Here is a 13,164-nt window from a genome sequence, read left to right on the forward strand (position 1 = left end):
CTGTCAATCATCGTCCACAACCGGCTTCGGCGGCTCCGGCCGCAACCCGGGCAGTGGCTGGTCCTTCGGCGGGCCGGGCACCGGCATCGGCGGCAACAAGGGCGCACCCGGCTGGCTGTCATAAGCCTTGGGCGGCGTACTCGGGGTTATCTGCGGGTATGGCGTGGGCGTCGGCGTACCCGGCGCACCGGGCACCGGCGTATTCAGCCTGGGTGGCGTGCTGGCGGCTTCGGCCATGGGCAGGCCGGCCAGCAACAGCACAGCGAGGATCGCGTGCAACATCAGCAACCTCCTGTCGGGAACCTTCCTACAGGCTACGCCTAAATCCAGGCTTGCGCCTGTCCGCCCGCCCTGCAAGCGCGCTAGACTCAATGGCATAACCGTCATCTGCCTGATCAGAACAAAGGAAACACCCATGAGCTCCACCTCTTCCGCCGCTGCCACCGCGCGCCTGGACCGCATCCTCGCCGATGCCAAGCGCGACAAGGAAATGGGCTACCGCGACAAGGCCCTCAGAATGTACCCGCACGTGTGCGGCCGTTGCGCCCGCGAGTTCGCCGGCAAGCGCCTGAGCGAGCTGACCGTGCACCACCGGGACCACAACCACGACAACAACCCGCAGGACGGCTCCAACTGGGAGCTGCTGTGCCTGTACTGCCACGACAACGAGCACTCGCGCTACACCGACCAGCAGTACTTCAGCGAAGGCTCCACCAGCACCCCGAGCATCGCCAAGGCTACGCATAACCCGTTCGCCGGGCTGGCTGGCATGTTGAAGAAAGACTGACCATCGATTCGCCCCCCGCTGCTACCGGGCAGCCCGTATAATCGCGCTTTTTTCGCGAAGGGCCCCGGTACGTGGCAAACAAACGATACAGCTGCATCGGCCTGTTCAACCCCAAGTCACCCGAAAACGTCGGCTCGGTGATGCGCGCCGCGGGCTGCTATGGCGTCAATTCGGTGTTCTACACCGGCAAACGGTATGAACGCGCCCGTGACTTCGTCACCGACACCAAGCGCGTGCACTACGACATCCCGCTGATTGGCATCGATGACCTGCAACGCATCATCCCGCTGGGCTGCACGCCCGTGGCGGTGGAGCTGGTGGAAGGTGCGCGGCCGTTGCCGGAGTACACCCACCCGGACCGGGCCATCTACATCTTCGGTCCTGAGGACGGCACGCTGAGCGAGGAAGTGCGAGAGTGGTGTGAAGAAACCATCTACATACCCACCGAGGGCTGCATGAACCTGGCGGCGACAGTGAATGTGGTGTTGTACGACCGCATGGCCAAGGGGCTGAATACCCGCTCGGGGCCCAGGTTCAAATAAAAAAGCCGCCTTTGCAGTGCCTGCACCGGCCTAGTGGCCGGCACAGCCACCACAAAAGCGGCCAGGTGCTGAGCTCCGTCAGAACAGCACCAGTCTTGCTCAGATCACGAAGCGTTGATCCAGATGGTCTTCAGCTCCGTGTATTGGTCATGGGCCCAGATTGACTTGTCGCGCCCACCGAAGCCTGACTCCTTGTAGCCACCGAACGGCGTGGTGACATCACCTTCGCCGAAGCAGTTGACCGTCACCACGCCCGCGCGGATTTCACGCGACAGGCGCAGCGCATTGCGCAGGCTGCCGGTGTAGGCCGAAGCCGCCAGGCCATAGACGGTATCGTTGGCCAGCTCGATCGCCTCGTCGATGGTCTCGAAGCTGGTCACGCTCAGCACCGGGCCAAAGATTTCCTCGACGAACAGCTTGTTGTCACGGCCAACGTTGTCGACGATGGTCGGCTGCACGAAGACGCCTTCCTCGGTTTCGCCACCCTGAACGATGCTGAGTTTCTGCTCGGCAGCGTATTCCAGGTACGACTTCACCTTTTCGAAGTGCGACTTGCTGACCATGGCGCCCAGGCGGTTGTCCGGGTCGAGCGGGTCGCCGAGTTTCCAGTCCTTCAAGTGCTTGGCGATCAGGCCCAGCAGCTCGTCCTTGACGTCCTTGTGGACGATCAGGCGCGACGAGGCAGAACAGTTTTCGCCCATGTTCCAGAACGCACCGGCAGTGACGAACTGGGCCACTTCGTCCAGGTCTTCGCAGTCGTTCATGACCACGGCCGGGTTCTTGCCACCCAGTTCCAGGACGATGCGCTTGAGGTTGGACTCGGCAGCGTATTTCAGGAACAGGCGGCCGGTGTCGGTGGACCCGGTAAAGCTGACCATCGGGATGTCCATGTGGCGGCCGATGGCTTCGCCCACTTCACGGCCACCGCCTGGCACCAGGTTGAACACCCCAGCAGGAATACCGGCCTCGTGGGCCAGTTCGGCCACGCGCAAGGCGCTGAGGGTGGTTTCCTTGGCCGGCTTGACCACGATCGAGCAACCGGCGGCCAGGGACGGGGCAATCTTCCACGCCAGCATCAGCAGCGGGAAGTTCCATGGCAGCACCAGGCCGACCACACCGATGGCTTCACGTACCACCATGGTCACGGCCGCGTTGCCGGTGGGCGCTGTGGCGTCGTAGATCTTGTCGATCAGCTCGGCGTGCCAGCGGATGGTGTGGATGGTTTCCGGCACGTCGACGGTCTGGCACTCGCTGACCGGCTTGCCGCTGTCCAGCGCTTCCAGCACTGCCAGCTCGTGGGCGTTGTCTTCCAGCAGTTGGGCGAACTTCTGCAGCACATGCTTGCGGTCGTTCGGCTGCATCTTCGACCAGGTGCCCGCTTCGAACACACGCTTGGCCGCGGCCACCGCGATGTTCACGTCATTGACGTCGCAAGCGGCGACCTCAGCCAGCTGCTTGCCGGTAGCCGGGTTGCTGGTGACGAAGGTGCGGCCAGAGATGGCATCGCGGAATTCACCGTCGATGAACGCCTTGGTGCGCAGTTGCAGGTCGGCGGCGATGGCCGCGTATTGTTCCTTGCTCAGCAAATCAGCCATGTTGGCGGCCTCCTTATTTGATCTGGGCGATGGTGGCTTTCAGTTCGGTGACCACGCGCTTGAGCGCTTGCTTCTCGGCATCGTCCAGGTCGTACAGCGGCTTGCGCACGCCGCCGGTCTTCAGGCCGTTGAGGGCCACACCGTTCTTGATCGCCTGGACGAACTTGCCACCTTCGAGGAAGTCCATCAGCGGCATCATGGCGGCCATGATCTTGCGGCCTTTGTCGAAGTCCTTCTCGATCACGCAGGCCTCATACAGGGCCACGTGCTCGCGGGGGATGAAGTTGGAGCCGGCGCAGACCCAGCTCTTGGCGCCCCAGGCGAAGAATTCCAGGGCCTGGTCGTCCCAACCGCACGACAGCTGAATGTTCGGGCGGTGGATGGCCAGGCGGTGCAGCTGGGCCATGTCACCGGAGCTTTCCTTGATGGCAACGATGTTCTTCACGTCGGCAACGGCGTCGAAGAACGCTTCGCCCATGCTCACGCTCATGCGGCCTGGGTAGTTGTAGAGCATGATCGGCAGGCCGGCGGCGGCGTCGACGGCTTTGACGTGAAGGGCGATTTCCTGCTGGGTCGGCAGCGCGTACGGCGGGGTGCCGACCAGCAGCGCGTCAGCCTTGATTTCCTTGGCGTGCTGGGCGAAGGCCACGGCGTCTTCGGTGCGGATGCCGCCGGTACCGACGATCAGCGGCAGGCGGCCATTGAGCACGTCCTTGGCCTGGGCCGCCAGGTCGATGCGTTCCTGGGTGGTGTGGGCGTAGTACTCGCCGGTGGAGCCACCAATGATGACGCCGTGGATTTTCGATTCGACCAGGTATTCTAGGACCTCGGCGAACGCCGCCTTGTCGATCGAGCCGTCCGCAGCCAGCGGAGTGATTGCCGGGGTGTAGATGCCTTCGAATTTCACGGTAGGTTCTCCAGTGCGTTGCTCAGTGTTGTAAGGCCCGCAACAACCACGCTGCGGTGGGTTGTAAGGTTTCAGCTCAGCGAAGCCGCTTGCTGCAGGTTCAGGGAACGGGTTTCCGGGGCCAGCGCGACCGAGAAAGCCAGGCCGACGAAGGTCACGGCGGCGGCGGCGTACATGGTCGCGCCAATGCCGTAGCTCTCCAGCGCGATGGGGACCAGCCAGGTGCCGACGGCCGCGCCGACACGCGACATCGAGGTGCCTACGCCTACCGCGCCAGCGCGAATCTCGGTGGGAAACAACTCGTTGGGGTAGACCAGCTGCAGCACCTGGGCGCCTCCGATGAACAGCGCGTAAGCGCCGAACAGGGCGAGGATGAGCATCTCGTTGCCGTTGCTGAAAGCACCCAGGCCGAGCAGCGCCAGCCCTGACCAGAAGAAGCTGTGCAGCAGCGTGGTACGGCGCCCGATGGTGTTCAGCAGGCGGGTGCCGATGATGCAACCGACCACGAACAGGCAAGTGATGGCGACTGAACCGATGGCTGCCCAGTCCCCTTTCAGGTTGAGCGCGCCCAACACTTTCGGAGCGAAAGCGTATACGGCAAACACCGGGATCACTGAGCAGGTCCAGAACATGGTCACGAACAGCATGCGTTTGCCGTAGCCGGAGTGCAGCAGGCTGAGGAGCGACAGCTTGCGGGTCTTGGGTTCTTCCGGCAGGTTCTGCAGCGAGAAGTTGTTGCCGTACACGCGCTTGATCACCTGTTCGGCCTCGGCCGAGCGGCCTTTGCTGATCAGCCAGCGTGGCGACTCCGGTGTGCCGAGACGGATGGCGAACAGCAGCGCGCCGATCACCGCGGCACTGGCCAGCACCAGGCGCCAGGCATCCTCACCGCCGTGGCGCAGGATTGCTTCCCCGACCATATAGGCGGTGGCAGCACCGGCGAACCACAGCACGGTCAGGGTGGCCAGGCGCGGGCCACGGTTTTTCTTCGGCAAAAACTCCACCAGCAGCGATGTCGCCACGGGGTACTCGATGCCCACTGCAATACCGATGGCAAAACGCAGCAGGAACAACGCCAGTGCAGACTCCACCCAGAACTGCGCCAGCGAGGCCAGGATGAACAGGGTCGGGCCGACGAAGAACACGCGCTTGCGGCCGAAGCGGTCGGTTAGCCAACCGCCGAAGAAGCCTCCGAAGAAAATGCCGATCAGCGCCGACGCGGCGATCATGCCTTGCCAGAAACTGGTCAGGCTCAGGCCCGCAGACATCTGCACCATGGCCACGCCGATGAGGCTCAGTACATAGCCGTCAACGAACGAGCCGCCACCGGAACGCAACGTCAGCAACTGGTGAAAGTTGTTGATCGGTACATCTTCAATCGAAACATTCGGACTTGTCATTATTGTTCCTACCATTTCTGCTACATGCACATATTCAAGGCGAGCGCCTCCGCGAAACTGAAAACACTGTTCAGCCCCGGGTACCCGGTAATTACTACCGGCCATCAATTTCGGGCTGAGTGAGCCCGTGCCGGCGAATGGAATGCCGACATGTCTGTTCTATGCCTGACGTCTGCTATCGATCAGCTTTCTTTGCCAGCGCGGAACTGCCCCCACATCAGGTTGGCGTTCAAACCCAGTGAAACCAAGGGCTGCGGCGGGTTCGAGCAAGGCCCGGGGGCATTCAGCAAAAATTCGATCAGTGCGTTCTTGTCACCGGCCAGCCAGTCGGCCAGCAACTTGCCGGTGACCGTACCGCGAGTAACGCCCAGGCCATTGCAGCACAATGCGCCGACCACATTGGGCGCCAAGTTGCCAAAGAAACCCATGTGATTACGCGACAAGGCCAGTGCACCGCCCCAGGTGTATTCGAAGTCAACGCCGGGCAACATCGGGAAACGCCGGGCGAACGATTCGCGGTGACGCTCGACGAAGCGCGCCAGGTATTTGCGGTTGCTGCGCCCGTCGGGGTTGTAGCTGAAGCTGTTGCGGATCAGCAGGCGGTTGTCGACAGTACGGCGCATGGTGGTGCCGAACGGGTCTGCGGGGATCACGCCCCAATAGGGTTTGCCGCCCAGGCGGGCCTGCTCTTCCTCGGTCAGCGGGCGGGTAATGCTGCCGTAGGTGAACACTGGCAGCATGCGGCCCTTGAGGAAGCCGAAGCTCATGCCGAAGGCATTGGTGGTCAGCACCAACTTGTCGGCGGTGATCGAGCCCTTGGCGTGTCGCAGCACCACCTTGTCACCGTACTCGACCTCGGTGATCGGCGTGTGCTCATACAGCGAGACATTGCCCGGCAGGCTGTCGGCCAGGCCTTTGACCAGCGCCGAGGGTTGCAGCAAGGCGGTACCGGGGGTAAACAGGCCTTTGCGGTAGAAGTGCGTACCAATGTGCTCGGGCAGGTCGCGCCCTTCGATCACTTCGTAGGGTTGGCCGAGTTTATCCAGGCCACGCCGATAGGCATCCAGCACCGCGATGCCACGACCCTCGACGGCGGCCTGGTACTTGCCGCAATGGCGGAACTGGCACTCGATGTCGTAGCGTTCGATCAGCTCCTTGAGGTAGGACTGGCCACCCAGGTTGAGCTTGAGCACGGTCTTGGCGATGTCGATGTCGCCGATGTAGTCCTCGGCGCCGATGTCGTGCGGCAGGTCAATGGCAAAACCGGCGTTACGCCCGGAGGTGCCAAAGCCAACCTCCTGCGCCTCGATCAACACGATCTCGTCATCCGGAAAGTTCGTCGCCAGCTGACGCGCGGCGGCCAAGCCGGTGAACCCGGCGCCGACCACCACCCAGCGGGCCTGGCTGTTGCCACTGTGGGCCGGCCTTGGCGTGCGGGGCTTGCTCAGGTGATACCAACCACAGGTGGCATCATCGGCAGGTAACGAACTTATTCTTGTCATCTCACTAACCTGGTTCTTGTTGTCGACGGTGGGTCAGCGCCGACGGCCTGACCGGGGTAACTCATAGTTGAATCGGTACATCCAGCCCTTGCGGTGCGGCGTATTCGGCCATGCGCCGGCGGGACAGCTCGAAATGTTCGCGCACCAACTGGCCAGCGGTTTGCGGGTCGCGGCGCTCGATGGCCTGGATCATCTGGTCGTGCTGGTCGCAGGCCACTTCAAGGTCGCGCTGCATGTCATCGGTGGTCGGATGGCGGTAGAAAATCTTGCCCAGCCGGGTGTGGTCGATCAGCAGGCGACGCAGGCTTGGCAGCAGGTAGTCGTTGTGCGCCATCTTGCCGATTTCCAGGTGGAAGGCGTCGTTGTAGAGCACGCGGTTTTCCACGTCGCGCTCTTCGATGGCGCGGCGGAAGTGGGCCTGAATGGCCTTGAGCCCTTCGATTTCAGCTTCGCTGGCGTAGGTGGCGGCCAACTGGGTAGTGGCCACGTAGATAAGCGGCGCAGCAACGTAGAAGCTGTGCAGCGACTCATGGTTCATGGCGGCGACACGGGGTGCGCGGTTAGCTTCCAGTTCGATGTAGCCTTCGGCGGCAATCTGGCGCAGCAGCTCACGCACCGGGGGGCGCGACAGACCAAATTCATCGCACAGGGCCAGCTCGTCCACCACCGCACCTGGCGCCAGCTCCATGCTGAGAATCCGACGGCGCAGCGCTTCGGCGAGGACGGCTTTGCGGTCCTGCGGCACGTCGGCGGTGAGGGGTTGAACACTGGCTTTCATGGCGGCCTTCTTTGTTGTCATAGCGCTGTGTCTACTATTTGTATAACGACTATAGGCCACTGTTAGACAATGTGTCTACAGCATTTTCGATGAACGGCAAAAACTGTCTGGCCCTTTATTTTCAAGGGTTACAGCGGGATTAGAGGGGAGATTAAACACCCTCGAGGCTGCATTGCCAAACCGGACAGGTAATTATCCGGATCAGACAAATGTGCAGGAATTCACCGCTGCACCGGCCCACAACCCGCCACAAATCCCCCGGCGATGGGCAGCATGGTCACATGGCGTTGCTTGAAGCCCCACGCCCGCCGGGCGACCCGAATGAACGCTGGCGCCGCCCTGCAGGTCAGCTGCTTACATTCACAAGGAGGGCTTGCCATGCTCGATATTCATTCCGCTGCGTCATCGCAGCACAATGTTCATGGCCTGGAACGGGTCGGTTCTCTGGCGGGAGGCGCGCTGATGTTCAGCAAGGGGCTCCGCCATGGCGGCCTGGTTGGATTGCTGCAAATGGTGGTCGGAGGGCTGGCGGTGGCCCGTGGCGTCAGCGGGCATTGCTCGACCAAGGCCTGGTGGCAGCAGCATCGGCAGGAATACCACCGCTTGCGTTCGGATATCGAACGCAGTGCCTCGGAGCTGGCGGCGTTGAAGGCCAGCGCCAAGGCGGCGACACGCGGGGTGACGGTGACAGGGAAGGATCCACTGTCCGCCAGTTGATTTTGCTTCGCCTGTGCCAGCCTCTTCGCGGGCGTGCCTGTGAAGAGGCTGGCACAGGCGACAGGGATGTTTAACGCAACGCCTTGCTCTGCAACACCTCGGAGCGCCGCTCCAGCACATTCTCGCTGATCTGCACGAACTCTTCGGTGCTCACGCTGGGCAGGCGCATCAGCCCGCGCACCACATCGTCCAGCGACCGCTTGGCCTGGGTGTGGATGCGTATTTCCTTGTCCAGTGCTTGCAGCAGCATCACGCCACGGGCCACCTGAGCCGGGGTAGCACGCTCCCCCTTGAGCCGGGCAACCTTGGCGCCCTGCTTGCTCAGGCGGGCCTGCCAAGCCTGGTAACGGTCGTCACTCACCCCGCCGGAACGGCGCAACAACTCACTGGCGTAATAGTCGGTCAGGCTCTCCACCAGCCAGTCACTGCCATCACGCCCGCGGATTTGTGCAAACAGCTGCACCACTTCACGCAGCAACGGGCTGCTACCGTTCTCGCTGACCATTGGCCGGCCACTGTGCAGATACAGCGAGCCCTGGGCCGCCATCGCTCCGCGCCACATACCGTCACGCGCCCCCACCAGCAGCAGCTTCGGCGGGTTGCGCGGGAACACCGCCTGCAATTGCGGCCAGACGAAGGTGAGCAAGGTCAGGCTGTCCATCCGCCGCATCCCCTGCCCTACCGGTGCGGCCACGGTCACGTCGGTATCGCCCAGGCGGGCACGGCGGCTGCCCAGGTCGCCGGCGAGCATCCAGCCGGTCGGGCGATCGAACAGGCGCGAGACATTGTCGATACGGAACTTGTCCTTGCCCACGCGCGGCCACGGCGTCTCAATGCTTTTCCAGCCCTCGGGGAGGTCGAATGCCAAGCGCGCCACCAGTTCGGTACCATCTTGCTGGTCGAGGCGCGCAGGCGGTACCAGCTGGTCGCCGAGGAACAGCGCCCAATGCGGGGTGATACGCGATGAATAGGCGCCGTTGCTGAGTTTCTGGTCCAACTGCACACGGTAACTGAGGCTGGTCTTGCCGGGCGCTGGCTGCCACACACCACGCTGGCCATTCAGTTGCCATTGGCCGTCAGCCTGGAAGCCGCTGTAGGCGCCGGCTTTGCCCAGGTCGAAGTCCAGCCTGCGCACGGCGCTGCCTTCGGCCAATGTCACGCGAACCTCTGCCTGACCACTGGCTGGTAACAGGCGCACCTGGTAGTCGAGGTCGACCTTTTTCGCCCAAGCCGGCGAACTGGCCATCAGGCCCAACAGCAGCAACAGCTGGCAACGCATACAGAAACTCCTTGTTTCCCCGTGGCAGCGGGCCGCGCGGGTCAGCTGGCGCGGAAGATCAGGTGGTCTTCCCAGTCGTCTTCGTGCACGTCCTGCTCCCTGAGCATACGCCCCGACTGGGAAATGCGCTGTTCATGGACCTGCTGGCGATCGCCACAGACCAGGTGATGCCAGGCCGGCAGGTCCTTGCCCTCACTGACCAGGCGGTAACCGCAGGTGCTCGGCAGCCAGGTGAACTGGTCGGCCTTGCCCGGTGTGAGCTGGATGCAGTCCGGCACGTGGGCAAAGCGATTGGGGTAGTCGCTACACTGGCAGGTTTGCATGTCCAGCAGCTTGCAGGCGATGCGCGTGTAATAGACGCTGTTGTCGTCTTCGTCCTCGAGCTTTTGCAGGCAGCACAGGCCACAGCCGTCGCACAGCGACTCCCACTCTTGCGGGTCGAGTTGTTCGAGGGTCTTGCGCCGCCAGAACGGCGCGTTTTCAGCGATCATTACACGGGTTTCCTGCATTCATCTCGGGGCCACGGCGCGCGGCGGCGCCAGTCTAGAGCCTGGGCTTCGGCAAAGCCAGACCGCTTGTCAGTCGCAACGGGAGGCAGTAGCGTGCGCTTTTCCCGTCCTTATGCAGGAGCCGTCATGAGCGCCAACCCCCGCATTGCCGATTACGCCATCAACGAGCAGTTCATCAACCGCTGGTCGCCCCGCGCCTTCACCGCCGAGGCGATCAGCGAAGAGACGCTGCTGAGCTTCCTGGAAGCCGCCCGCTGGGCGCCGTCGGCGTACAACTCACAGCCTTGGCGCTTCCTGTACGCCCGCCGTGACACGCCGAGCTGGGAGCGTTACCTGAGCCTGCTGGTGCCGTTCAACCGCAGCTGGGCGCAACAGGCGTCGGCGCTGGTCCTGGTGATTTCCAAGACCACCTTCGCCGCCCCGGGCGCCACGGAAGAAAAACCGGCGCTGTGGCACACCTTCGACACAGGCTCGGCCTGGGGGCACCTGGCCCTGCAAGCCAGCCTCAGCGGCTGGCATACCCATGGCATGGCCGGTTTCGACCAGGACCTGGCACGTCAGGAACTGAAGATTCCTGAAGGTTATGTGCTGCATGCCATGGTGGCGATCGGCAAGCTGGGTGACAAGGCCAGCCTGGATGAAGCACTGCAGGCACGTGAAGTGCCTAGCCCGCGCAAACCGCTGAGCGAGCTGGCTGCCGAAGGTGATTTCAGCCTGTAAGCCTTGTAGAGGCCGGTACCGGCAACATCAATCAGTAGCCCCGGGCGAAATCGACTTCGCCACGCAACCCCTGCCCCGCCGCATACGCTCGCACATTCTCCACAAACAAGCGCACCATCGCCGCTGGCGAAGTGGGCGCCGAGCTGTGCCCGGTCAGCAGCAAGCCCCAGGCGGTCCAGAACGGGTGTTGCTTGGGCAGCGGCTCCTGGCGGCACACATCGATCACCGCACCGGCCAGGTGGCCTTCTTTCAATGCCTCGACCAAATCAGCATCGACCACCGCCACCCCGCGCCCGGCATTGATGAACAGCGCCGTGGGCTGGAAGCACTTGAACAGTGCCGCGTCGTACAGGTCGTGGGTGGCCGGGGTATCCGGCAGCAGGTTGAGCACGTAGTCGACCTGGCCGACCATGCGCGGCAGGTCGGCCAGTGCCGCCACCTCGATGAACGGTGCCTGCTCACGGGCACTGCTGGCAACGCCGTACAGCTCCACGCCAAACGGCTGCAAGCACTCGGCCACGCGCTGGCCGATATCGCCAGTGCCAACGATCAGCACCTTGCGCCCTTCCAGGCTGCGCCCCGGCCGGTCATCCCAGCGCCGCTCGACCTGGCTGACCAGGCGCGACAGAACCTCGCGCTCATGGCCCAGCATATACGTCAGCATGTATTCGGCCATTACCTGGCCGAAGATGCCCACCGCACGGGTCAGGCGGTAGTCACGTGGCAGGCCGTCGGCCAGCAATGGTGTGATGCCGGCCCAGGTCGACTGCATCCACTGCGGTTTATGGCCCTGGCGCAGCAAACTCGCCAGCAGGTCCGGCTGCCCCAGCCACACCGGGCACTGTGGTGCCTGGCGGGCCAGTTCAGCGGAGTCGCCACTGGTCAGGATTTCCACTTCCGGTGCAGCAGTACGCAACAGCTCGGCGTAGCGGGCATGATCATGCTCGGCAATCAGGACGCGCATGATCAGGCCGGGTCGTTACGGCGCAGCAACTCTTCGGGCAGGTGCTCGATGTAGTCGTCATCCGGTGGCGGCATTTGCAGGTGGTAGCCTTGGTTGTCGAGGTTCTCCAGGACCTTGGTGATGTCCTCACGGGCCAACTTGCGCTCGGGGCTGAGCACCAGGTCGAACGCGTGCACGGGGGTGCCGAAGAACGGCAGCAGGCCTTCGGGCACGCGTTGCAGGCCATCGGCCTTGAGCACGTACAGGTACATTTCGTTCTTGCGGGGGCTCTTGTAAATCGAGCAAATGCGTTTCATGGGGTTTCTCCGGCGCCTGCAAGGCTGTCGAGCAGGGCCTGGCCCATGCGCTCACGGCGCCAGCCGCGCAACGCATCGGGCAGTTGATATGGGCCATTGGGGTAGCCGCTCTTGAGCAGCGCCTCCAGGGCTTTCTTGCGCAGCATCAGCTCGGGGGCAATCCCCAGGCGCTCGCCTTCGGCCTGGCCGATGGCACGCAGCTGCTTGAGGATACCGGCGGCCTCGATCGGCAGCGGCTCGGGCAACGGCGCTGGCCACTGCTCGGCAGGCAGGCTAGCGGCGCGCTTGATCAGCTGGACAAGGAACTCACCGTCCTGACGAATGGTGCGCGGGTGCATCTCGTCGATCTTGGCCAGTGCCGACAGGTTGTTAGGCTGGCTCTTGGCCATGGGCCATAGCGAGTGCTCCTTGAGGATGCGGTTGCGCGGCACATCGCGGTTGCGCGCTTCGCGCTCGCGCCAGGCGCACAGCTCACGCAGCACTGCCAGTTGCTGGGGGGCCAGCTTCCAGGCCAGCTTGACGTCCCGGTACAGGGTTTCGGGCTCGACTTCGCGGCGCAAGGCGGCTACCAGTTCAGCGCCGTCCTCCAGTACCCAGGCGTATTTGTCGTCACTCAGGCGCGGGCGCAGCACAGTGAACAGCTCGGCCAGGTGCACGGCATCTTCGGCAGCGTAGCTGACCTGGGTGTCCGACAGCGGGCGCTGCAACCAGTCGGAGCGGGTTTCGCCCTTGGGCAGCTCGATGCCCAGCACTTCCTGCACCAGGCGCGAGTAGCCCATGGAGAAACCCAGGTTGAGGTAACCAGCGGCCAGTTGGGTGTCGAACAGCGGCTGTGGCAATTTGCCGGTCAGGCGCAGCAGCACTTCAAGGTCTTCGCTGCAGGCGTGCAACACCTTGACCACGCCGCTGTCGTCGAGCAGATCGGCCAAGGGTTGCCAGTTGCCGATCAACAGCGGGTCGATCAGAAAGGCCCGCTGGCCGTCACCCACCTGGATCAGCCCGGCTTTCGGGTAAAAGGTGTCGACCCGCATGAATTCGGTATCGACGGCGACAAAGGGCAGTTGGTGCCAGTCGCGGCAGTGTTCGGCCAGGCTCTGGTCGTCACGGATCCAGTGAATTTCGATGGCCACAAGGCTCTCCCACTAACATTGGCGCGCAGTATATACGG

General features: G+C 63.3%; 15 protein-coding genes. 4 read left to right on the forward strand and 11 right to left on the reverse strand.

The genetic code is table 11. The annotated features are described in order from the left end of the window. Window positions 1-3 precede the first annotated feature (3 nt). The gene (locus OO258_RS16235; protein ID WP_110743751.1) at window positions 4-282 is read right to left on the reverse strand and encodes a hypothetical protein; all 279 of its coding nucleotides are present in this window, start codon (window positions 280-282) and stop codon (window positions 4-6) included. Window positions 283-415: 133 nt separating this feature from the next. On the opposite strand from OO258_RS16235, the gene OO258_RS16240 reads away from it, so the two are divergent. Together OO258_RS16240 and OO258_RS16245 are read left to right on the forward strand one after the other, a co-directional pair. Then, the gene (locus OO258_RS16240) at window positions 416-787 is read left to right on the forward strand and encodes a YajD family HNH nuclease (protein ID WP_003254676.1); all 372 of its coding nucleotides are present in this window, start codon (window positions 416-418) and stop codon (window positions 785-787) included. Window positions 788-858: 71 nt separating this feature from the next. Continuing rightward, a complete protein-coding gene (locus tag OO258_RS16245) occupies window positions 859-1,329 on the forward strand; it encodes an RNA methyltransferase (RefSeq protein WP_110743752.1) in 471 nt (156 codons plus the stop codon). Between the two features lie 104 nt (window positions 1,330-1,433). Here the strand turns inward: OO258_RS16245 and OO258_RS16250 are convergent, their stop codons facing one another. The 5 genes from OO258_RS16250 to OO258_RS16270 all read right to left on the reverse strand — a co-directional run bounded on the left by OO258_RS16250 (window position 1,434) and on the right by OO258_RS16270 (window position 7,511). After that, window positions 1,434-2,924 carry an aldehyde dehydrogenase gene (locus OO258_RS16250; RefSeq protein ID WP_266031602.1) on the reverse strand — a complete coding sequence of 497 codons (1,491 nt, stop codon included), beginning with the start codon at window positions 2,922-2,924 and terminating at the stop codon, window positions 1,434-1,436. A 13-nt stretch (window positions 2,925-2,937) separates the two neighbouring features. Continuing rightward, window positions 2,938-3,831 (reverse strand): dihydrodipicolinate synthase family protein, encoded by an 894-nt coding sequence (locus OO258_RS16255; protein ID WP_110743754.1) that lies wholly within the window; start codon window positions 3,829-3,831, stop codon window positions 2,938-2,940. 71 nt (window positions 3,832-3,902) lie between these two features. Continuing rightward, a complete protein-coding gene (locus tag OO258_RS16260) occupies window positions 3,903-5,231 on the reverse strand; it encodes an MFS transporter (RefSeq protein ID WP_110743755.1) in 1,329 nt (442 codons plus the stop codon). 182 nt (window positions 5,232-5,413) lie between these two features. Next, window positions 5,414-6,733: an NAD(P)/FAD-dependent oxidoreductase gene (locus OO258_RS16265; protein WP_266031605.1), complete on the reverse strand. Its 1,320-nt coding sequence runs from the start codon at window positions 6,731-6,733 to the stop codon at window positions 5,414-5,416. Window positions 6,734-6,794: 61 nt separating this feature from the next. Next, window positions 6,795-7,511, reverse strand: coding sequence for a GntR family transcriptional regulator (locus OO258_RS16270; protein WP_266031607.1), 717 nt, complete (start codon window positions 7,509-7,511; stop codon window positions 6,795-6,797). 378 nt (window positions 7,512-7,889) lie between these two features. Here OO258_RS16270 and OO258_RS16275 point away from each other — a divergent pair, with 378 nt between their 5' ends. Beyond that, window positions 7,890-8,228, forward strand: a complete 339-nt coding sequence (locus OO258_RS16275; RefSeq protein ID WP_110743758.1) for a DUF2892 domain-containing protein — start codon at window positions 7,890-7,892, stop codon at window positions 8,226-8,228. A gap of 70 nt (window positions 8,229-8,298) precedes the next feature. Here OO258_RS16275 and OO258_RS16280 read toward each other — a convergent pair whose 3' ends face one another. Next, window positions 8,299-9,507 (reverse strand): hypothetical protein, encoded by a 1,209-nt coding sequence (locus tag OO258_RS16280; protein ID WP_266031610.1) that lies wholly within the window; start codon window positions 9,505-9,507, stop codon window positions 8,299-8,301. 41 nt (window positions 9,508-9,548) lie between these two features. After that, on the reverse strand, window positions 9,549-9,998 hold the full coding sequence (locus OO258_RS16285) for a YcgN family cysteine cluster protein (protein ID WP_266031612.1): 450 nt from the start codon (window positions 9,996-9,998) through the stop codon (window positions 9,549-9,551). A gap of 144 nt (window positions 9,999-10,142) precedes the next feature. Here OO258_RS16285 and OO258_RS16290 point away from each other — a divergent pair, with 144 nt between their 5' ends. Continuing rightward, the gene (locus tag OO258_RS16290; RefSeq protein ID WP_266031614.1) at window positions 10,143-10,736 is read left to right on the forward strand and encodes a nitroreductase family protein; all 594 of its coding nucleotides are present in this window, start codon (window positions 10,143-10,145) and stop codon (window positions 10,734-10,736) included. A 31-nt stretch (window positions 10,737-10,767) separates the two neighbouring features. Here OO258_RS16290 and OO258_RS16295 read toward each other — a convergent pair whose 3' ends face one another. From OO258_RS16295 to rnd, 3 genes are read right to left on the reverse strand one after another with little or no spacing between them, the layout of a single operon-like run. Further along, entirely contained in the window at window positions 10,768-11,700 is a 933-nt protein-coding gene (locus OO258_RS16295) for a D-2-hydroxyacid dehydrogenase (RefSeq protein ID WP_110743762.1), read from the reverse strand. A 2-nt stretch (window positions 11,701-11,702) separates the two neighbouring features. Then, on the reverse strand, window positions 11,703-11,996 hold the full coding sequence (locus OO258_RS16300; RefSeq protein WP_110743763.1) for a YcgL domain-containing protein: 294 nt from the start codon (window positions 11,994-11,996) through the stop codon (window positions 11,703-11,705). Next, a complete protein-coding gene (gene rnd / locus OO258_RS16305; protein ID WP_110743764.1) occupies window positions 11,993-13,126 on the reverse strand; it encodes a ribonuclease D in 1,134 nt (377 codons plus the stop codon). Before rnd ends, OO258_RS16300 begins: the two co-directional genes overlap by 4 nt. Between the last annotated feature and the right edge of the window lie 38 nt (window positions 13,127-13,164).

This window comes from Pseudomonas sp. DCB_BI (assembly GCF_026240995.1).
Classification (GTDB): domain Bacteria; phylum Pseudomonadota; class Gammaproteobacteria; order Pseudomonadales; family Pseudomonadaceae; genus Aquipseudomonas.